The sequence below is a fragment of the Enterococcus rotai genome (assembly GCF_001465345.1).
GTDB classification, from domain to species: Bacteria; Bacillota; Bacilli; order Lactobacillales; family Enterococcaceae; genus Enterococcus_L; species Enterococcus_L rotai.
Genome location: NZ_CP013655.1, coordinates 2,974,035 through 2,996,419, shown reverse-complemented (window position 1 = coordinate 2,996,419; position 22,385 = coordinate 2,974,035). Strand labels below are relative to the sequence as shown.

The 22,385-nt window shown below is 35.8% G+C and carries 20 protein-coding genes; 5 read left to right on the top strand and 15 right to left on the bottom strand.

Features of this window, described 5'->3' with window-relative positions; all coding sequences use genetic code 11:
- The first annotated feature begins 159 nt into the window (after positions 1-159).
- From pflB to ATZ35_RS13310, 4 genes are all read left to right on the top strand, one after another.
- Positions 160-2,406: a formate C-acetyltransferase gene (gene pflB, locus ATZ35_RS13325; RefSeq protein ID WP_208927663.1), complete on the top strand. Its 2,247-nt coding sequence runs from the start codon at positions 160-162 to the stop codon at positions 2,404-2,406.
- A gap of 65 nt (positions 2,407-2,471) precedes the next feature.
- Positions 2,472-3,236 (top strand): pyruvate formate-lyase-activating protein, encoded by a 765-nt coding sequence (gene pflA, locus ATZ35_RS13320; RefSeq protein ID WP_208927662.1) that lies wholly within the window; start codon positions 2,472-2,474, stop codon positions 3,234-3,236.
- Between the two features lie 96 nt (positions 3,237-3,332).
- Positions 3,333-4,259 carry a manganese-dependent inorganic pyrophosphatase gene (locus ATZ35_RS13315; protein WP_208927661.1) on the top strand — a complete coding sequence of 309 codons (927 nt, stop codon included), beginning with the start codon at positions 3,333-3,335 and terminating at the stop codon, positions 4,257-4,259.
- Between the two features lie 108 nt (positions 4,260-4,367).
- Positions 4,368-5,300, top strand: coding sequence for a DUF1803 domain-containing protein (locus ATZ35_RS13310; RefSeq protein WP_208927660.1), 933 nt, complete (start codon positions 4,368-4,370; stop codon positions 5,298-5,300).
- Between the two features lie 89 nt (positions 5,301-5,389).
- On the opposite strand, the gene ATZ35_RS13305 is transcribed toward ATZ35_RS13310, so the two are convergent.
- The gene (locus ATZ35_RS13305) at positions 5,390-5,923 is read right to left on the bottom strand and encodes a DUF2179 domain-containing protein (protein WP_208927659.1); all 534 of its coding nucleotides are present in this window, start codon (positions 5,921-5,923) and stop codon (positions 5,390-5,392) included.
- Positions 5,924-6,113: 190 nt separating this feature from the next.
- Here ATZ35_RS13305 and cls point away from each other — a divergent pair, with 190 nt between their 5' ends.
- Complete coding sequence (cls, locus tag ATZ35_RS13300; protein ID WP_208927658.1) at positions 6,114-7,574, top strand: cardiolipin synthase; 1,461 nt, start codon at positions 6,114-6,116, stop codon at positions 7,572-7,574.
- Between the two features lie 166 nt (positions 7,575-7,740).
- On the opposite strand, the gene ATZ35_RS13295 is transcribed toward cls, so the two are convergent.
- From ATZ35_RS13295 to cysK, 14 genes are all read right to left on the bottom strand, one after another.
- On the bottom strand, positions 7,741-8,535 hold the full coding sequence (locus tag ATZ35_RS13295; RefSeq protein WP_208927657.1) for an alpha/beta fold hydrolase: 795 nt from the start codon (positions 8,533-8,535) through the stop codon (positions 7,741-7,743).
- Positions 8,536-8,592: 57 nt separating this feature from the next.
- A complete protein-coding gene (locus ATZ35_RS13290; protein WP_208927656.1) occupies positions 8,593-9,018 on the bottom strand; it encodes a nucleoside deaminase in 426 nt (141 codons plus the stop codon).
- Positions 9,019-9,072: 54 nt separating this feature from the next.
- Positions 9,073-9,549, bottom strand: a complete 477-nt coding sequence (locus tag ATZ35_RS13285; RefSeq protein WP_208927655.1) for a GNAT family N-acetyltransferase — start codon at positions 9,547-9,549, stop codon at positions 9,073-9,075.
- A 107-nt stretch (positions 9,550-9,656) separates the two neighbouring features.
- Entirely contained in the window at positions 9,657-11,000 is a 1,344-nt protein-coding gene (locus tag ATZ35_RS13280) for an FAD-dependent oxidoreductase (RefSeq protein ID WP_208927654.1), read from the bottom strand.
- A 257-nt stretch (positions 11,001-11,257) separates the two neighbouring features.
- Positions 11,258-12,481, bottom strand: a complete 1,224-nt coding sequence (locus tag ATZ35_RS13275; protein WP_208927653.1) for an amidohydrolase family protein — start codon at positions 12,479-12,481, stop codon at positions 11,258-11,260.
- Positions 12,482-12,505: 24 nt separating this feature from the next.
- Positions 12,506-13,861, bottom strand: a complete 1,356-nt coding sequence (locus ATZ35_RS13270; RefSeq protein ID WP_208930493.1) for a citrate transporter — start codon at positions 13,859-13,861, stop codon at positions 12,506-12,508.
- A gap of 399 nt (positions 13,862-14,260) precedes the next feature.
- A complete protein-coding gene (metA, locus tag ATZ35_RS13265; protein WP_208927652.1) occupies positions 14,261-15,193 on the bottom strand; it encodes a homoserine O-acetyltransferase MetA in 933 nt (310 codons plus the stop codon).
- A gap of 190 nt (positions 15,194-15,383) precedes the next feature.
- Positions 15,384-15,935 carry an Ig-like domain-containing protein gene (locus tag ATZ35_RS16825; RefSeq protein ID WP_244148169.1) on the bottom strand — a complete coding sequence of 184 codons (552 nt, stop codon included), beginning with the start codon at positions 15,933-15,935 and terminating at the stop codon, positions 15,384-15,386.
- 52 nt (positions 15,936-15,987) lie between these two features.
- A complete protein-coding gene (locus tag ATZ35_RS13260) occupies positions 15,988-17,373 on the bottom strand; it encodes an adhesive domain-containing protein (RefSeq protein WP_244148168.1) in 1,386 nt (461 codons plus the stop codon).
- A 522-nt stretch (positions 17,374-17,895) separates the two neighbouring features.
- Positions 17,896-18,534 (bottom strand): YczE/YyaS/YitT family protein, encoded by a 639-nt coding sequence (locus ATZ35_RS13255; protein WP_208927651.1) that lies wholly within the window; start codon positions 18,532-18,534, stop codon positions 17,896-17,898.
- A 122-nt stretch (positions 18,535-18,656) separates the two neighbouring features.
- Positions 18,657-20,006: an NADH oxidase gene (locus tag ATZ35_RS13250; protein WP_208927650.1), complete on the bottom strand. Its 1,350-nt coding sequence runs from the start codon at positions 20,004-20,006 to the stop codon at positions 18,657-18,659.
- Positions 20,007-20,261: 255 nt separating this feature from the next.
- A complete protein-coding gene (locus tag ATZ35_RS13245; protein WP_086279460.1) occupies positions 20,262-20,642 on the bottom strand; it encodes a RidA family protein in 381 nt (126 codons plus the stop codon).
- 13 nt (positions 20,643-20,655) lie between these two features.
- Positions 20,656-21,093 (bottom strand): peroxide-responsive transcriptional repressor PerR, encoded by a 438-nt coding sequence (gene perR / locus ATZ35_RS13240; RefSeq protein WP_086313079.1) that lies wholly within the window; start codon positions 21,091-21,093, stop codon positions 20,656-20,658.
- Positions 21,094-21,291: 198 nt separating this feature from the next.
- Positions 21,292-22,221, bottom strand: coding sequence for a cysteine synthase A (gene cysK / locus ATZ35_RS13235; protein ID WP_208927649.1), 930 nt, complete (start codon positions 22,219-22,221; stop codon positions 21,292-21,294).
- Positions 22,222-22,385: the final 164 nt, after the last annotated feature.

Here is a 22,385-nt window from a genome sequence, read left to right as displayed (position 1 = left end):
AGAAATCCCGTTATATAAGCTTTTTACGAGTATTTAATGAAAAAAAACAGAAATTAGTTCGGAATGTAGTAAGGAAAGGCTTGCATAAAAATGATGATGTGTTATACTAATCACATAAAGCTGTTACAATAGATTTCAGCGTACTAAGGAGGCCCCAAAATGGAGCAATGGAAAGGCTTTAAAGGCGAAAAATGGCAAACATCAGTAGATACACGAGACTTTATCCAAAGAAACTACACTGAGTATACAGGTGATGATTCTTTCCTAGAGCCAATCGCACCAAGCACAGACAAATTATGGACAAAATTACAGGAATTATTTGAAGTACAACATGAAAAAAATGGTGTATATGATATGGACACAAATATCCCTGCAACTGTAACGTCTCATGAACCAGGATATTTGATTAAAGAAGAAGAAACAATCGTTGGTTTACAAACTGACGTACCATTAAAACAAGCATTCATGCCGTTTGGCGGAATCAACATGGCTAATAACTCTTTGACTTCTAATGGTTATGAAGTAGATGTAGAAATGTCTAAAATCTTTACTGAGTGGAGAAAAACACATAATCAAGGTGTTTTCGATGCTTATACACCAGAAATGAGATCTGCACGTAAAAACAAAATCATCACAGGTCTTCCAGATGCTTATGGACGTGGCCGTATCATCGGTGATTATCGTCGTATCGCATTATATGGCATGGATTTCTTGATTGCTGAGAAGAAAAAAGATCTAAGCAACACTGGTAACAAAGTAATGACAGACGATGTGATTCGTTTAAGAGAAGAAATCTCTGAACAAATCAGAGCAATGGCTGATCTTAAAGAAATGGCTTCAACTTATGGTTTTGATATTTCTAAACCAGCTGCAAATGCTAAAGAAGCAATCCAATGGTTATACTTTGGTTACTTAGGCGCTATCAAATCACAAAATGGTGCAGCTATGTCTATCGGACGTATCTCTGCATTCCTAGATATCTATATCCAACGTGACTTAGAAGCAGGACTTATCACTGAATTTGAAGCACAAGAAATGATTGACCATTTGATCATGAAATTACGTATGGTTAAATTTGCTCGTACACCAGAATATAACCAATTATTCTCTGGATACCCAATCTGGGCAACGTTATCAATCGCTGGTATGGGCTTAGATGGACGTTCATTAGTGACTAAGAGTGATTTCCGTATCTTACACACACTAACAAACATGGGACCATCACCAGAACCTAACTTAACTGTGTTATATTCTTCACATTTACCAGTCGGATTTAGAACGTTTGCTTCTAAAATTGCAAAACAAAGTTCATCTATCCAGTTTGAAAATGATGATTTATTACGTGCTAACTGGGGATCAGATGACTGTGCGATCGCATGTTGTGTATCTGCAACAGTTATGGGTAAAGACATGCAATTCTTCGGTGCTCGTGCTAACTTAGCAAAAGCTGTTCTTTATGCAATCAATGGCGGGGTAGACGAAAAAACAAAAATGCAAGTAGCTCCTAAGTTCCGTCCAATGACTGGCGATACTTTAGACTACAATGAATTTATCGATCGTTACAAAGATATTATGGATTGGTTAGCTGAATTGTATGTAAATACATTAAATGTTATCCACTACATGCATGATAAATATTCTTATGAAGCAGCACAATTAGCCTTCATGGAAAGTAACTTACAACGCACATTCGCAACTGGTATTGCAGGGATTTCACATGCTGCTGACTCAGTAATGGCGATCAAACACGGTAATGTACAAGTTATCCGTGACGAAGATGGTTTAGCAATTGACTACGTTCCTCAAAATGAGTTCCCAACTTATGGTAACGACAATGAAGAAGCAGATGCAATGGCTAACTGGATTCTTGAGTACTTCATGACTCAAATCAGACGTCAACACACATACCGTAATGCGAAACCTACAACATCATTATTAACAATCACTTCAAACGTTGTTTACGGTAAAGCGACTGGTAATACACCAGACGGACGTCGTGCTGGTAAACCATTAGCACCAGGTGCTAACCCAAGCTACCAAGATGGCAAATTCTTAGGTGAGAAAAATGGTCTTTTAGCATCACTTAACTCAACTGCTAGATTAGAATATACAAGTGCATTAGATGGAATCTCTAATACACAAACAATCAACCCTAACGGTTTAGGTAAAGATGATGATACAAGAATCGATAACTTACGTAACGTAATGGATGGCTACTTCGATAAAGGTGGTTATCACTTGAACGTTAACGTGTTCACAAACGAATTATTATTAGATGCCCAAGCACATCCAGAAAAATACCCTAACTTAACAATTCGTGTATCTGGATATGCCGTGAAATTCCGTGACTTAACGCCTGAGCAACAAGCAGATGTTATCTCTAGAACTTCACATGACAGACTATAATAAACAAACAACTGAAGGGTTGACCTCGTGTCAGCCCTTTTTTTAAAAGAAATGAGGAACAAACAATGACAACTCCTGTTATCGGTAGAATTCACTCTACAGAAAATTTTGGAACCGTTGATGGACCCGGCGTTCGTTTCATCGTATTTACACAAGGTTGCCGTATGCGCTGCCAATTTTGTCATAATCCTGATACTTGGAAAATCGGTTCTGGTGGACGCGAAGTAACAACCGATGAAGTTTTAGAAGAAGCAATCAAATATCGTTCTTATTGGGGCGAAAAAGGCGGAATCACTGTCAGCGGGGGCGAACCTTTACTTCAATTAGAATTTTTAACTGACTTGTTTAAAAAAGCGAAAGAAAAAGGAATACATACAACAATCGATACTTGTGGCAAACCATTCACAAGAGAAGAACCTTTTTTCAGCCAATTCGAAGAACTAATGAACTATACTGATTTACTGTTATTTGATATCAAACATATCGATAACGAGCAACATAAATTACTGACGTCATTAGGAAACGAAAATATTTTGGAAATGGCCCAATATCTTTCTGAAATTGAAAAACCGGTTTGGATTCGGCACGTTTTAGTTCCCGAACGTAGTGATTACGATGAGTATTTGATTCGTTTAGATACGTTTATCAAAACATTGAATAATGTCGATAAAGTAGAAGTATTGCCGTATCATACAATGGGTAAATACAAATGGGATGAATTAGGCTTGGACTATCCACTTAATGGGATAGAACCTCCTAAAGAAGATCGTGTAGCGAATGCTAAAAAATTGCTTCATGTCAATGACTATCAAGGTTATGCGTCAAGATAGTTTATAAAAATAGAAAAGAGCAACAATAATTGTTGTTTCTTTTCTATTTTTTGTTATTATTAGTAATGAAGAATAAAGAAGGAGTGAACCAATTTTATGTCAAAAATTCTTGTTTTCGGACACCAAAATCCTGATACAGATGCGATTGGAGCTGCAATCAGCTTTGCTTACTTACAAAAAGAACTAGGCAAGGAAACAGAAGCAGTCGCTTTAGGCGCACCTAGCGAAGAAACACAATACGCTTTGGATTACTTTAATGTAGATGCACCTAGAATTGTAGAAAGTGCAACTGGCGAGACAACCCAAGTGATCCTTGTTGACCACAATGAATTCCAACAAAGTATTTCCGATATTGCAGACTTAACGATTCTTGCAGTTGTCGATCACCACCGAATTGCTAATTTTGAAACAGCTGATCCATTGTATTACCGTGCTGAACCAGTCGGTTGTACTTGTACGATCATCTTGAAAATGTTTAAAGAAAACAATGTGACTATACCTAAACAAATTGCAGGGATGATGGTATCAGCGATTGTTTCAGATACATTATTATTCAAATCACCAACATGTACACAAGAAGATATCGATGCTGCGAATGAACTAGCAAGTATCGCTGAAATCAATTTGAATGGCTATGGCTTAGACATGTTAAAAGCTGGTACTAATTTAAGCGACAAATCTGCTGAAACATTATTAGATTTGGATGCTAAAAGCTTTCCGATGGGTGCTAAGAATGTCCGGATCGCTCAAGTCAATACAGTTGACCTGAATGAAGTATTAGCTCGTCAGACAGAACTAGAAGTTGCAATGAAAAATGAAAATGCAACAAACGACTATGATTTATTTGTTTTGATCGTGACAAATATTTTAAATAGCGATTCTGAATTATTAGTAATCGGCGATTCGTTAGATAAAGTAGAAGCAGCTTTCAATGTAACATTAGATAATAACCGTGCATTTTTAAACGGTGTTGTTTCTCGTAAAAAACAAGTTGTCCCTCAGTTAACTGAAGCATTTAGCTAAAAGTATACATCTGATTAAGGAACTTAATAAACTACAGGTGGCGTTGATTACTCCAGCTGTAGTTTTTCTTATGAAGAAGAGTAGATAAGTAGAAAGCGTGAGCCAACCATGGAAAATATAACCTATTATTATGCTCAAACGAACCAGAGTGAGCCTTTGGATAAAATCGTCTCTGATCCACTCTTTAAAGAGGTCGTAGCTTATTTCACAGAACGTCAAGATCAAGAGATTATTCTACGTCAAATCAAAGCTGATATTCCAACAAATAGCAACTTAGAACTATATCTAGATAAATTAATCAAATACAATCTAATTGAACGGAAGAACAGAAGATATTCTCTTTCATTTCCAATTTATGCCAACGAAAGCCGCCAGATCCTTCCAGAATCACTAATAGAATTACTAGAAGGAATGAAACAAGAAAGTAAACGAACGAATTATTTTCTTTTTGGTGAATGGCTTTGGTCTTTATTGTTTGATGAGGAGCAAGGAGATTACTTCTTTGGCGTGAAAGACTCTTCGAATGGGCTACCTTTGTTTCAGAGAAGGGAAGAGGGCAACGATGCATTACGATTTGTCTCGATTTTCACAGCCCAGCAGGTTCCGTTTGATTTAGCCAACTATTTCAATCTGCTTTCCAAAAGGCAAGCGTTGCCTCAAATTTTTGAACCTTTGCAAAATTTAGTTGGGGATGTAGATCTAAATTATTTTATCCAGCAAATTCAAAAGGTAATACGTACTGTAAATAGAAATAAAACAAGAGAACGTAAAGTAAATATTTTTCAAGAAGCACTACTCGTAACCGGTGATTTGATGCGAGACGAAGAAAATCAATTATATTTTGCCGTTCCATTATTAGAAGATCAAGTTCTCTCAGGTGAAATGAAGGTCCGTCTAGATCAAATGAAAGCTGAATTAAGCTCTTTATGGGCAAACATCACAGATGAAAATCAACGTGTCTTTTTAAAACACCAAATTTATAGTACTTTATTTGAAAATGGTTTACCTAAACAACATTATATTCACTATTTCAAACTATAGTTGATCATAATTATATTATGTAAACTATAGTTTGAAAAGTAAAAAACACTCAAAGATTTGCTTCTGACATTTCTTTGAGTATTTTTTACCTAATTATTACGTTTGCGTACTTTTTTCGTCCAAAAACCACCAGAGATAAACTTAGGCTCATAAGAAATAATAAATGCCCTAGGTTCTTTTTCATTGATTAACTTATATAAGCTACGTTCATTTTTACGTGGGGAAAGAATTTCTAAAATCATACGCTCTCCTTCGCGGCCAGCTCCAAAGCTTTGTGTAACACCGTAACCACGGTCTCGTAATATTTCTGCCAAGTTGAGTTGTTCCGTGGAAGAAGGTAGGATAGCCGTTACCATGATATAGCCCAAAGCTAGATAATCTTCAATTTTGATTCCTACACTAATCCCAACTGCATAGCCGAGAGCATAAACAACCAGATTTATCGGATTATCCAAGCGGTTCAAGACCATACTAAGTCCTAATACGTAAATTGTTATTTCTGCCATGCTGACTAAAGGAGCAATCAAGCGGTAGCCTTTCATTGTTAACATAAAACGAATGGTATTCAATGTAATATAAGAAAAATTTACTACAAAAATAGTAACAAGCATTTTGATATCCATTTACAATTAATCCTCTTTTCAATTAAATAGTTCAGCATATTATAGTACAACATTGCAACAATTTAAATAGGGCAGGGCAATCTTTATTCGAATTGTTGAATTCTGGTTAAGCTAATGTTATTTGTTGGATGAATCACTAGTTTTTGCTATAATCACTATATTACGTATTTTAAGGGAGAAATGAAAACAGATGCAGATTTTTATTACCATACTTGTTGGTTTATTGTTATTAAATACAACAGCAGCACTAATTACCGTTTTTAGAAAACCTCGCAGCATTTCAAGTGTTTTAGCATGGATTATGACCTTATTATTTTTACCAGGCATTGGGTTTATCATTTATCTCTTTTGTGGCAGAGGAATCAATGGTCAAAAAGTGTTTAATTTGACGGCGCATGATCGAGAAAAAATCACTAAGATCAAGAAGATGGTCGATGCTGATAATTTGAAATCAGATGGTAAATTGGATATTAATTTACTAACAGATGCTCGCGTATTGAATAAGTACTTCAGAAACATGGATTCATCACCATTAAGTAAACGAAATAGTTTAAAAATTTACACGGATGGGAAAGAAAAATTCGAAGCTTTATTTGAAGATATCCGCCAAGCGGAAGAGACGGTTCACGTTGAGTATTATTCATTTTTTAATGATCGAATCGGAAATCAGTTTTTAAATTTACTTGGTGAAAAAGTCAAAGAAGGGGTTTCTGTCCATTTAGTTTATGACCCATGGGGATCTCCAGGAGCGAATAAAAAGTTTTTTGCGGACTTTGTTGCTTTAGGCGGGAAAGTCGCTCCGTTTATTACCTCCAAAAATATGATCAGCAAAACCCGGTTAAACTACCATTTACATCGCAAAATGGTTATAATTGATGGCAAAATAGGGTGGACAGGCGGATTTAATGTCGGCGATCAATATCTCGGAGAGAGCAAAAAATTTGGCTATTGGCGAGATACACATATTCGTTTAGTCGGTTCTTCTGTTTTTTCACTTCAAGAAATATTTATTATGGATTGGAATGCCTCTGTGCAACATGAATCAGATAAAATGGATTATTTGGAACATTATTTTCAAATTGCTGAAGATAGTCAGCTGGATGATTTAGCATTACAAGTTGTTTCAGATGGACCGGATTCAGAGGAAGAAATCTTAAAAAGTGGGTTCATCAAAATGATTTTATCTGCTGAAAAATCAGTCTGGATCCAAACGCCATATCTAATACCTGATGATAGTATGATCAATGCATTGTTGATTGCTGTTCGATCTGGTATCGATGTACGTATCATGATTCCATGTATGCCCGATCATCCTTTTATTTATCGTGCTACACAATATTATGCGAACTATTTGCATAAACGCGGAATTAAAATCTATATGTATCAGAATGGCTTTTTACATGCTAAAACGATGATCATTGATAATGAAATCTGTATGGTCGGTACAACGAACCAAGATATTAGAAGTTATGCCTTGAATTTTGAAGTTAGTACGTTCATCTATGATACAGAAGTTGCTTGGAAATTGACGCAAATATTTGAATCAGATATGAACGTAAGTCTATTATTAACAGACGAAATAATTCAAAATCAGTCACATTGGTTACGGTTTAAACAAAACTTTTCACGATTATTATCACCGATATTGTAACATTACTTTTGAAAAAGACAGTGAACCTTAGTTAAAATGAGGGGACTGTCTTTTTCTATAAAGTTTTATATATGAATGGATCTTAAAGTTTATCTCGTTCCCTAGTTAACATAATATACATTATACAAAGTAGTTTAATTTGACAAATCAAAAGACTATTTAGTCGTTAACTTAAAAAATTATAGATTTCAGTTATAACAGACTCTCGTTGATCTAGTTGCATATTATGTCCAGCATTTTTAATCAATACAAAGCTACCATTATAAAAGTCTTTTTCATGGTCCAAGGTATCCTGGAATCCAACGATATCATCCTGTTCAGCTAAAATAATCAAACTATCGCAAATGATCGGTTTAGCGAAAAGACTTTTTTCAAACTTAAAAGCATATCCAATTTCCTGAAAAGTCTTTTGGAAATCGTGATCTCCAATGACAAGTCCTGGATAAATCTCTTTAAGAAAGTTCTTGTATCCTTGTTCTGTTATATTAGCTGCTGAAGCTTGGTACTGAGTAAAGAGAGTTTTGTTCTCAACCTTAAAAAACTCTGAGCTTATTTTAGTTTTTTCTGGCAAGTTTCGTTGTTTAGCATTCGCTTTTACAACTGGAGCTAACAAAATTAATTTTTCGACTTGCTCGGGAATAAATTTAACAAGTCCTAATGCTAAGTATCCTCCATAAGAGTAACCTAAAATGGAGAATGGTTCTGTTCCGATAATCTTATCGATTAATTTAAGTAAAATACTTAGTAACTCATCAGCATCAATCATTTTATCAGGAGCTGGTGAGTTGCCCATCCCAGGTAAATCAATATAGATTCGTTTATAGTTCTTATACTTGATAGATTCTTCAACAGTCCCTTTTACTGCTCTATGGTCAATGGCGAAACCATGAATAATAAGTAGCGGTCTCCCCTCTCCGATACTATCATAAAAGACTTTTACATTATTATCAAAATAGTACATTATTCTATTCGCCCCTTAATTAATGATTGATATTTAACGTCTGAATAAAAAAGTTTTTTATTTTATATGCCTTATGAAGTAGTCTTTAATCTCATCTAGCATAAAATTTTCGATTAATTCAACTTGATGAATGGCAGCTCCTTGCTCTAACATAGTTCGACATTTTATAAACGACCAATCAGGAAGCTCACCTTTGAATCTAGGATCATTAGCATACACGATCCCGTCTATTCCACTCCAAATAGCAGCTGCAGAACAAAGAGGACAAGGTTCAAAGGTTGAGTATAACCAATAGCCTGATGGTAAACGATCCGTTTCTAAAAACTGACAGGCCTGTCTAATTGCATTAACTTCAGCATGAGCTGTTGGATCATTTGCTTCTGTAACAGTCGTTTTACCAATTGAAATGATCTCTGCTTTTTCATTGATGACTGCCGCAAAGATGGAGTGTTTTGTCCATTGTTTTTGGATCAACTCTGTCATTATTTTTCCATTTGGATGCTGGCATATACTGTTCTCCTTTTTTATTTAAGACCTTTAATGGATCTCTTTTGTCATGCTGATATCAGTTGCTACAAACCCTGTTTGTTCATACAAATGAATCGCACCTTTATTATGAGCAAACACGTGCAAGTCAACCTGAGAGACGTTCATATCTTTGGCTTTTTCACTAAGACGAGCAATCGTTTGTTTACCATAGCCCATATTTCTATACTCTTCAAAAATGATAAAGTCATAAATAAAAAATCTTGAATCATAAGGTGTTTTATTTAAATGAACCCATAAGAAACCAACATTTTTATCAAGTGATTCGTCTTTAATTGAATATAGATATTCATTTTTTGTATTCTTTCCATCAGGTAAAAGCTCGTTAAAACTTTTTGTAGCTAGTTGAATGGCATCCTCTTTATTCCAAGTTCCTGCAGTAATCTTATCTTGAGCATAGTCTTTGATTGCAAAAGAGAGATAATTATCAAAATCTGTAAGTGTCATTTTTTCTAAATTAATGGTCATTATCTTCCCCTCCAATTCGAGTTATTTAGTCAAATCATACCATCTTTTTTGTGCAAGTAAAAGACCACAGAAAGTAATCTTCTATGGTCTTTTTTTAGTCTTATAGATTATTGTTCATTTTTTAACGCCACTAAAGCAGCTGTATTGATGATATTCCAAGGCTTATCAAATGAAGGTTGGAAGAAAAAGTCAGCATACGCCAAATCTTCAAGGGTCATTTTAGCCTTGATTGCTAAGGAAATAGCATTGATATTAGCCGTTAAATCAGCTTTTGACATCAACTGAGCACCTAAAATTTGAGTTGTTTCAGGATCGTATACTAATTTGAACCAAGCTTTTTGTTTATCAGGATTGAAATCCATTAAATAATCTTCAACCACTAAGGCAGATTTTGTTTTCATATCCAATTTTTTAGCCATTTCTTCATTGATTCCTGTAGAAGCAAATTTGTAATCAAAAACAGCTAAACCGGAAGATCCTTGAATACCAGGAAATGGTTTTACTGGTTTCATTAGGTTTTTCACAGCAAAACGACCTTGTTTTCTTGCATTTGTCGCTAAAGCAATATTGACTTCTGTTTCACCAGGATTGTACTTGATCAATGTTGCATCTCCAACTGCAAAGACATCAGCAGCACTTGTTTGCATGAACTCATCCGTTTTAATCAGACCATTAGGGTGCAAATCTAACGTATCTTTTAACCAATCTGTATTAGGACGAACACCAACTGCAACAACAACTAAATCAGCAGCATATTCAGCTTTATCAGTTACAACTGTTTTAACCTGTCCTTCACCTTTATAGCTTTGAACCGTTTCGTTTGTTACAACCTTGATATTATTAGCTTCCATCTCTTCAGTCAATACGTCAGTAAATTCTTTATCTAGATAGACACCTAATGGTCGATCTAAAATATCGATAACGGTGACATTTTTACCAGCTTTTGCGAAGGATTCAGCAGCTTCGATACCAATATAGCCACTACCGATCACAACCACATTTTTAACCTCTGGATCAACGGTTTTTGCTTTTAATTTGATTGCCCATTTTCTACCACGCATTAAATAAATATTTTCTAATTCTTTACCTGGAACATTTAACTCAAATGGAACTGCTCCTGGGCTGATGATTAGTTTATCATACCCTTCAACGCGTTCTTTTCCAGATAATAAATCTTTCACCACTACTTGATGGTTTTCAGGTTCGATTGCAGTAATTTCTGTATTTGAAAAAACGTTGACTCCTCTACTCTCCATCTCTTCACCAGTCATATAGCGAACTGAATTGACATCTTTTACTTTTCCTTCTAGATAAAGCTGCATACCACAGGATAAAAATGAAATAAAATCGCCTTTTTCGTACCATTGGATTTGTGCATCTGGATGTAAATTCAATAATTCCTCAACTGCTTCGTAGCCTCCGTGCGATGAACCTAAAACAATAACTTTCATTTCCTGTACCTCCAATATTATTTATTATATAATAAAGAGTATCATATAACTAACTATAAATACAAGCTATTTCTCTTTTCGTTCTCAATTACATTATTTAATTGAGAATATATGTTATTAATCGTTTTTATATGCCTTACATGATGTATTCAGTATTACTATATTTTGTTTTTTTCTCATCTAATTTAGTTTACATAATAAGATTATCGGAAATTAAACAACCAGCTATCAATTGATAGCTGGTTGTTTAGAACGACTTATTTAAAGATGGTGACCTCTTTTTTTACTTCGACAGTGATTTTTCCATTTTTAATAACATAATTTCTCTCTGGAATATCAATAATAGCATCTGCTTTGACCTTCGTATCAAGTAGGACTAAGTCAGCTTTATTGCCAACTTGAACGCCATAATGATCAAGACCTAAAGCTTTAGCAGGATTTTCTGTGATCATCGGTAAAACAGTCGGTAAATCATCTGCTCCGCCTAAATGACCTACCGGAATAGCTAACATAGCAATTTGCATTAAATCACCATTCCCATAAGGCGTAAACGCATTACGAATATTATTAGTCGCTAAACAGACATTGACGCCAGCGTCACGAAGCTTTCTGATTGGTGTCACAGCTCTGCGAACATTGTATACATCGTTTCTAGCTCCTAAATGTAAATCTGTTGCTGGCAAGGCCATCACGCTGATTTGAGCTTCAGACATTAATGATAAAATTTCATTTAAACGTTCTGGTTCTAATGCATGTAGAGCAGTTAAATGCCCGACTGACACTCTGCCATGATAGTTTTCAGCTATCGTTTTTTTACATAGATATTCTATTGAAATATCTGTTGCTTCATCACTAAAATCTTGATGAAGATCAATGTCTTTATCATATTTTTTAGCAATTTCAAAAACTAAATCTATATGCTTATCCGCTGGAGCATCATTATACGGAATCCCGCCGACAACATCTGCGCCCATTTCCATTGCTTCATACATCATTTTTTCCGTACCAGGAGCTTTAAAAATCCCTTCTTGGGGGAATGCCACAATTTGCATATCGATTAGATCACGATATTCTTCTTTTAATTTCATAATGGTTTTAAAGCCAGAAAAACCTTGAGCTGGATCAAATTCCGCATGTGTTCTAACGGCCGTTACACCGTGAGAAATGATCATTTCCAACGCTCGTTTTGCTCGTTGGTAAATATCTTCTTCGGTAAAAGTTGGCTTTAATTCTGCGGTAACACTAATAGCTTCTTGTAAAGTTCCTGATTTATTTGGTTTTCTATCAGCAATCAAAGCTTTATCCAAATGAATATGGCTTTCTACCAAACCAGGAATCAAAACACGGCCTTTTGCATCAATGACAGTGACTGCGTTATCCGTTAATTTTTCTGAAATTGCAACGATCTTACCGTCTTTGATCCCCACATCTTGCAATGCTTCTCCATCACTTAATCTCGCTTGTTTAATTAAAATATCCATGTATTTCCACCCTTTCTATTTAAACTAAATAAAGAAACCAATCAGAATTAATACGAGAGATGCTATACTGATCCATTTTACATTCCCTTTTACAACGTCTAAAATTGGAATTTGGAATCCTGATGATAAGGCTTGCATCGTAATATTAACAAAACTCATTTGACTGCCTAACCCAACACCAACAGCAACTAATCCAAGTTCAATAGAAGAAAAACCTAAGGACACAGCTACTGGTAATACAAGTGTTAGTACGGAGCCTACATAAGCACCCGCTGGCACACCAATTAAAATCCCGGTTAAAATTGCAACTGGAACCATGATCATGGTCGGCGCGGCACTAGCGATCCCGGCAATAACCGCAAATGTTCCTGTTTGAGCAATAATATTAATAAATGCTAGAAAAATCCCTACTTGGAATAATCGAGTCAAAATATAGGTTGACCCATCCACCATCGCTTCAACAGACTGATTTAAAGTGAAATCTGAACAGATATAAATCAAAGCTAAAGTTACTATCATATAAACTAAAGGCGTTAATAAAGCAAATCCAACAAGATCATTGACTACAGGACCAAAAATTACCGCAAACAATAAAAAGATTGCTGGTAAAGTCAATTTAAATAATGCTTTGTTACTCATTGAGGCATATTCATCCTCACTATTTTCCTTAAAGCCCAAATTTCGACGTTTGGTTCCCCAGAAAGCTAAAATAATAGCTAATGCACAAAACACTAACCAAATCGGGCGCATGTCTGAAACATACTTAGCTACACTAAAGTCACCCAACTTCGAAACGATACTTGATTCTAAAGATGCAGGTGATGTAGTGAACGAAACCGCCGCAGCAAGTGACATTGCCGCAATTAGTTCAGGAACGACTCCGACTGCCACAAAAGCCAGTGGTGCAATAACCATAGCACTACCACCGCCAATACCAGACATATAGGTTGCTGCTGCTAACAAAACGACAATAAATGCTGAAACATATTCGACTTTTCCCTTTGTTCCTCGTTTAGCCAGTGTCAGTGCTGCTGAGTAACCGCCTGATTTAAAGACGGCCATTGCAACGGCTGAGTTGATGATTGGGACAGTAATACCTAACATCATAGGAATTGTTTCTAATAATTGTTTATTGGCTTGTTCTAAACCAATTCCACCAATGATCATTGCCAAAACTCCACCAACAAAACCTGCAATGATCATATCGACCTTCATAAACAATAAAACTAAAACTACGATCAAGGGAATGATCACGATTATAGCCTTGATTCCTGTAGGTGCTGTGATTGCATCAATTTCTTGTGCAAAAGCAGGTACGAACGAAAACAGAAATAGTATGGAAAGTAACAACCCGCTCAAAAATTTTTTAGGTATTTTCATCATTATTCCTCCAACATAGTTAATTAAAGCCTATTCATTTTTTGAAATCTTGGAACGTCTCCCAAAATAATGTTGATTTAGGGGTATGTACCTCATGATTCATTTTTTTAAACCTTTGATACTATTAATACGTTATTTATTCTGCTAAGACAAACTTAATAAATAACTATGGTATTTGTGATGGTTATGATTCAAGCTACCTATTCCTTAGCATTCCATCAACCTTGGGCCTCCTTCCTTCTCCTCATAATACGTTTATTTTCAAAAAAAAGGAAAAAGAATGCTTCAAAAAATTATCGAACTATATTTAAAAGGTAACGATTTCATTTTTGATTTGAACGTATTTAGATAAAAAAATAAAACAAAAGCATTATTTCACTTTGTTTTATTTTTATCTATTTAATATTTCCCGACTTCGAGTAAATCAGTTAAATCATATGGTGTGTTTTGATAAACTGCATAATTTAGCCAATTAGAAAATAACAATGATGCAGCCATATGCCAACGGAGCTGTGGCACCTCACTTCTGTTATTGTTCGGGAAATAATTCTTAGGTAGCTTAGGCTCTATCCCTTTATGTTGATCACGCTCAAATTCTTGTTGTAATGTTTCACGATCATATTCTAAATGCCCCATCGCATAAAAAGCACGATTATTTTTATTTCCAACTAAAAAAAGCCCTGCTTCTTCCGATTCAACTAAAACTTCTAACGACTCAGTCTGATCTATATCGCTCTTTTTAACCCCTGTATATCTAGAATGTGGCGCAAAAAAGACATCATCAAATCCCTTTAAAATACTCCAGGTCGGTGTTAAAACATCATGTGCAAATATTCCTGATAGTTTTTGGTCTAGCGAATATTTATTGATTTTATGATGATAATATAACCCAGCTTGTGCTCCCCAACAAATATGGAACGTTGAAAACACATGAGTTTTACTCCATTTAAAAATTTCTTGCAATTCTTCCCAATAATCAACTTCTTCAAAACGCAATTGCTCGATCGGTGCGCCAGTAATAATCAAACCATCATAAAATTTATCCTTTACTTCCTTAAATTGATGATAAAAACGTTTCAAGTGATCAATAGATGTATTTTTTGCGTCGTGACTACTCATATGCAAAAAATCAACATTTATTTGTAAAGGCGTATTACTTAATAGTCTCAGAAGCTGAACTTCCGTTTCATCTTTTTTAGGCATTAAATTTAGAATCAAAATTTCTAAAGGACGAATATCTTGGTGCATGGCGCGATCTTCGTCCATTACAAATATTTTCTCTTTTTCTAATACTTTAATAGCTGGTAGCTCTTTTGGAACGCGAATCGGCATGTGTATATCCTCCCTTTCATTTTGTCTAATTTCATTTTACGATAAAAAGAATCAGAAAGGAAGTTTCTTTCTTCCAAAATTCAGCTATTCTGGTAAAACAGTCCATTTTTACTAAAAAAACATGAGATAGGACGCTTGTCCCACCTCATGTTTTAACCCTTATAGAAAGTTAATGCATTATGTTTCTGATTTATTCATCTTCTTTTTTGTTTGTACGTTTGAAGGTGAAGAAAGCAAAAGCACCTAACACTCCCCAATTACTAAAGATTTCACCGTTATTAGGAAGATTTTTTTGTGAACTACTTAGGTTTTTCAAGCCTGAGCTGCCATTATTGCCTAAGTTACTACCATTACCAGAACCGTTGCCTGTTCCATTGCCATTTCCGTTACCATCACCTGAGTCAGCTGGTAATTTGAATTTAGCTGGTTCACTTCGATTGCCCTCTTTATCTTTTGCAATCGCTGAAAGTAACTCTTTCGGTTGTGTAAAACCAATAGGGATTTCGATGACAAATGCACCTGAATCATTGGCTTCTCCACTACCTAAGACTTCTCCGCCACCATTTTCAATAACTACATCATTTCCTGATGTCGCAATTCCTTTTACCGTATAACTTGTCATTGAATTTCCAATAACACTATCAATGATCGGCGTTGCTACGAAAACAGTTGGATCAGCTGGTGTCTTGAATGGTGTTGCAGAACTCACATCTCCAAGATTATTTTCAGCAGTTGCTGTCAAAGCTTCATTCTCTGTCGCAGAACCTGTTGGCAGAGCGATTGCAAATCACCATCTAATGCAAATGTGTTCTGCCTAGGGAAGATCCTACTGCTGCAGTTGCAATGGTCGATCCGATCACTCTTCCAGCAGCATTACGAATTTTGACTAGGTTTCCAGCAGTTGCTTTACCAGTTACAATGTATCCTGATTTTGATGTTCCAGTCACATTGCTGATAGTTGGTGCTTTAATATTTGCTGAAGGATCAGCTGGAATTGTGAATAGTGTTGGTAAACTAGAATTAAGTGCATCATCAATTGCTACTGCATTTAATTGTTGTAATGGTTCCACCTCTTGAGCATCTAGCTCAATTGAGAACCCGGCGTTACTATCAACGACTCCTGTTCCAAGTTCAGTTCCGGCAAGATTTCTAAGTGAAACGGTATCTCCTGCTGTTGCTGTACCTGTTACCGTGTAACCTGTTGCTGAAGTTCCAGTTGTACTCGTTACTACTGGCGGTGCTACTACTACTGCATTTCCAGCATAATAAATATCTGATACTCCATTAGCCGTGCTGATCAAACTGACATCAATTGCGTCCGCTTTTACAACTGTTCCAACAAAACGTGCATCTAGATTTTGCGCTAAACTTGTTGGACTAATAACCGTCGTTGGAATATTGATGGTCGTACTACCTAACACTGATTCATCAGCCAACTGATTGACTCCAGCACCGCCAATTCCCACCAAAGGAAGAGCCAAATTAATAGCCGTTTCAACTGTACCTTTAACTGGAAGTAACGTAGTATTGATTGCAGCTGCAACTACATTGCTGCCAATCCCGCTACCTGTCGCATTTAAAGCATCAACGGCTGCTTTTAAATCTTGTAAAAGAGAGGAGACATTCTGTGCCAAAACTAAGCCTAGTCCGTCATCCATGTCAGCATGAATATAAGTACCATCTGGAGAAAGTACTGCATTAGAGGTAAACTGAGCACTCCCCAAATTTTCCAAATTATTTAAAGCATCGATTTTTTGATTAACTAATGATCCATCAACGATATCAGTTAATAAGTTTGATAGATTATTAACTGCATTTAGCGTTCCAGTCAAGAAGGTCAAATCAGCAACGGTCAATGTGATATTTGTATCAATTTGCGCTGCTCCATTTGGAGAAACTTTGCCATTTAGTGCAGTTGGAATAGTCAAAACTGCTTGTTTTGTTCCGCTTGTGATAACTGAACCGCCAATCAATTCACTTCCAGAAATTGTAAAATTAACATTTTTCGAAGCACCATCCGCAGCCCAACGAGCTCCAGTAGTTGTTCCACTATTGTTCGAACTACTAATGTTGGATAAAATTTCTGCATCTAAAATTGCAGCAGGAGCAGTAATTCCCCCTGGTAAATAAAATGACAGCGGAACTGTTAATGGTGCAATAACCAAACTACTTGTCAACACTAATGATAACGCACGGTATTTATTTTGTTTTTTCGATTTATTAGTGCTTTTCTTTTTTGCTGATCATTTTTCATGATTATCCTCCTCTTACATTCAAATTAATACCACATAACGAACAACTAGAAGCTTGCTAAAACCAATAGACACTCTCCTTTCGTAAAACACGAGCAACGTAAAAATTTAATTAAGCTTCTACCTGCGGACTTTATAACCTATATAATATTTTTGGAAATGATATGAATCGTAAATGCTTATTTTTTTTAACTTTATAACAATAATTCAAAAAAACTTTTACAAAAAGACCTTAAACGTTGATTTGAAAGCAATTGTAAACTTGTATATGCAAATCTATTTGTAACCAAACTGTTATAAAATAAAAATCCAATATTATACAGTTAATACTAAAGAAATCACGGGAACCAGAGGAAGCGCTACCAATTAAAGGTTTCATCCAAAAGATAGCCGACACAAAAAAACAAAGCAACTGAGCTGCTTTGTTTTTTTATGTATTGATTCTGTTTGTTAGGATCCCACTTTGCTTTTTATACTTTTTTCAATTATTGGCTGACTCACTTTTTTATTCCAAAAATCAATTAATGGTCCAGTAAAAAAAGCATTAATTACTGTACCGATTCCAACTGGCCCTCCAAAAATAAAAGCTAGCACAACGAAAAAGATGTCTTGGCTCACTCGAACTGATCGATAGTGAAATTTAGTTCGTTCAACTATAATTGGGGCGATAGCATCATAAGGAGCATTCCCGAGCTTTGCTGACATATAAAACGACGCGCCGAATGTAAAAATCAACACACCAATTACAAGAGCCAAGCTTTGAGTGAAAAAATTGATTTTAATGGTGATAAAATCCGTGTAAATCCACGTGTAAAAATCAATAAAAAAACCCGTAAGAACCATATTAATAACTGTTCCGATACCGATGTAGCTTCTTCCAAGAATAAAAACAATTCCTAAAATAATAAAGTTGATCATCAATTGATAAACACCTAAAGAAAGTCCTAGAACATTCCCGATGCCAATATTCGCTGCAGTATACGGATCTAAGCCAACTTGACCAATCCGTAACGTGGCTGCACCAAAAGCTAAAATTGCCACTCCAATCAAAGCATATAGAGAGCGCAGAGCTCGTTCTCTTATTTCCATTTTCCAACACCTCATTTAAGTTTACTCATCAAGCATCTCAAAAAAGTCATTAAAATGCAAAATATTCTACTTAATTACACTAAAAAACCTAGAGCTGAATTCCAGCTCTAGGTTTTTAATGATTATTTTTTAGCTATATCTTTTAATGCCGCTTGCGCTAATAAGTTCAAGTAGTTCCAAGGGCGGTCAAAATGGGGCTGGAAGAAGAAGTCAGATAAAGCTAAATCTTCTACCGTCATTTTATTTTGCACAGCCAAAGATAATGTATTAGCTGATTGAGTAATATCATATTTAGACATTAACTGTCCTCCAACAATACGATTTGAGCCCTTTTCATAGACTAATTCCATCATGACGTTTTCCGTTGTTGGCATGAACTCTGGACGATAGTTATCTTCAAATTGTGTTGCTTCTACCTCTAAGTTGTTCATTTTCGCACTTTCTAGAGTAACACCAGTTGAGCCGATTTTCCAGCCGAATAAATATAAACCAGAAGTTCCTTGTGTCCCACGATAAGCAAGTTTTTCTTCTGTTAAATTATACCCAACTAACATTCCTTGTCTAACAGCATTTGTTGCTAATGGAATATAATTTGTTGTATTGCTTGGGTTATAGTGTACAACTGCACTATCACCAGCAGCAAGAATATCTGGATTGCTTGATCTCATAAATTTATCGACTACGATCGCACCATTAGGTAGCATGTCTACCTTATCTTTAAGCAATGTTGTGTTCGGACTGAAACCAACACACATAATCACCATGTCAGCATCAAACTCTTGACTAGGAGTAATGACTTTATTCACATGTCCGCTTGCATCCGCTTGGAATTCTTGAACATTTTCACCTAAAGCTAAAGTAACACCACGATCAACAAGTTCTTTTTCCAAAACGTCTGTAAATGGTTTGTCCAGATATTTATTTAAAATACGGTCTAAACCATCGATCAAAGTAACGTCTTTACCTGATTCTACAAAAGCTTCTACCAATTCGATACCAATGTAACCTCCACCAACAACGACAACTTTCTTCGCATCTTTTGCACGTTCGATAATTACGTTTGCTTGGTTAAAGTTTTTACATAATAAAATGTTTTCAGCATCGATTCCTTTGATTGGAGGAACGATTGGCCACGAACCTGTGGTCATGACTAATTTATCATATTCTTTTGTTTCAACTTTGCCTGTGTTCAAATCTTTTGCAGTGATTGTTTTATGATCAACATCGATAGTTTCGACTTCATGTTCCATTTTAACTGTAGCACCTAGTGACGCTAGTTCTTCAGGACTTGAATAGAATAAACTGTCAGCCTCCTTCACTACTCCTCCAACATATAGAGCGATACCGCATGATAAAAATGATACATTATCATTTCGTTCATAAACGGTTACCTCCGCGTTTGGGTGATTTGTTAAAATACTTTTGACTGCAGCTGTTCCTGCATGCGTACATCCTACGACTACGACTTTCATTTTGTAAATCCCTTCTTTCAAGTTAAATTTTTCACCAATGATTTTAATAAAAATCTACTGGTATACTAAAAATATAACAAAGTGAGGATGTGTATTCGAGTTCTTTGCTTGTGAATCACTAACTTATTTTTTCACAAACTTCTCTATTTTTAACTGTTTCTTCATTTGAATCAACATCTACCGGGGGATGAATGCTGTTTTCACAAGCTAAAAAAGCTAAGAAACATAGCTTTCTTAGCTTGTGAAATTAAAGAATTATTCATTAACCATTGCAATAATTTCTATCTCAATCAGAACATCTTTAGGTAAGCGGGCTACTTCCACAGCTGACCTAGCTGGTAAATGATTTGTAAATGCTGTAGCATAAACTTCGTTGAACGCAACAAAGTCGTTCATGTCTTTTAAAAAGCAAGTTGTTTTAACAATATGATCAAAGTCACTCCCTACTTCTGCGAGAATGGCTGCGATATTTTTCAAAACTTGTTGCGTTTGCTCTTCTATGGTAGTACCAGTAACATCTCCAGTCTCAGGATTTAACGGGACTTGACCTGAAGCAAATAATAGCCCATTCACAATGTTCCCCTGTACATAAGGACCGATTGCTTTTGGTGCCTTATCCGTGTGGATCGATCTCATTCTATCACTCATTTCATTCTTTTTTGGCTTTTTGACAATCAGGACATAATCCATATAATTCTAGTCGGTGTTCGTTGATTTCAAAACCAGTCAATTTACTTGCTGCCATCTCTACATCTTCCAATCCTGGATAATGGAAATCCACAATTTTGCCACAATTTTGGCAGATTGCATGATAGTGTTTTTTTGAACTAAAGTCAAATCGGCTAGATGCATCACCATAATTCATTTCCTGAACAAAACCAATATCAGTAAACAAACGTAAATTATTGTAAACAGTCGCAACACTCATATTTGGAAAACGATCTTCTAGTGAACGATAAATTTCATCAGCTGTTGGATGGCTATGATTCTCAATTAGATATTCCAAGATTGCATATCTTTGAGGAGTAATACGAATATTGGCTTCTTTTAATTCTTCCAGTGCATTCTTTACCAATACGTTATCCATTTGGTTCCCCTCCCAGTCTTCTTTCCTAAATGATACTATTTCTAATCTGACTTGACAAGAATAATCGTGCAAATAGTAGGGGAAATAGCAGGTTTATCTCAATTTTTTGTATTTTATTATACTATTACATACTATTTGTGTGGTTGAACAAGTAAAAAAGAGAAGACCCAAATTTACGTCTTCTCCTTCAGTCTCTAGTTATTCAGGAAAATTATACAAAGCCGTTGACAGATATCGTTCCCCATTATCAGGAATAACAGTCAATACTTTTTTTCCAGCACCTAACTCTTTAGCAACTTGGATTGCAGCATTTACAGCTGCTCCTGCTGAGATCCCAACTAACAAGCCCTCTTTCGCTGCTAATTGACGGGCAGTTTCCATTGCCTCTTCACTTGGTACGGCAATAATTTCACCATAAATTTCTGTATCTAATACTTTTGGAATAAAACCAGCGCCGATCCCTTGAATTTTATGTGGGCCCGGGGAACCGCCTTCTAAAACAGGCGATTCTGTTGGTTCTACAGCAACAATCGAAATTTTTGGATACACACGTTTTAATTCTTTCCCAACACCTGTAATCGTGCCACCGGTACCTACTCCAGCCACGAATGCATCCAAACCGGCTGGTCCAAAAACATCCTGAATTTCTTTACCAGTCTTTTTTTCATGTGTTAACGGATTTGCTGGATTATCAAACTGCATCGGCATGAAAAAGCCCTCTTTTTCAGATAACGTTGTAGCTTTGGCAATTGCGCCTTTCATTCCTTCAGCTCCTGGAGTCAATAATAACTCAGCACCATAAGCCTGCATTAATTTTCTACGCTCAATACTCATTGTATCAGGCATTACGATAACGACCTTATAGCCTTTTGCAGCGCCGACCATTGCTAAACCAATTCCAGTATTCCCACTAGTAGGTTCTACAATTGTATCTCCCGCTTTCAGTTGGCCATTTTTTTCAGCAGTCTCGATCATACTTAAAGCAATCCGATCTTTTACACTTCCACCTGGATTGAAAAATTCAAGTTTCACAAAAACGTCAGCCGCTCCATCTGGGACAATCTGACCTAACTTTACAATGGGTGTCTTCCCTATCAATTCAGTAACTGAGTTAAAAATTTGAGTCATGATTCATTCCTCCAGTTTGATATTCGTATAGCTAAAAAATCTGTCTTGTGTTTATAATAGCTTATATCAACTTATCTGGCTATCATTTTGCAACTGTTACTCAATTGATAAGTTCTCTTTAAATAAATTTAACAAACATGTTGTAATGTTGTATAGTATAGGAG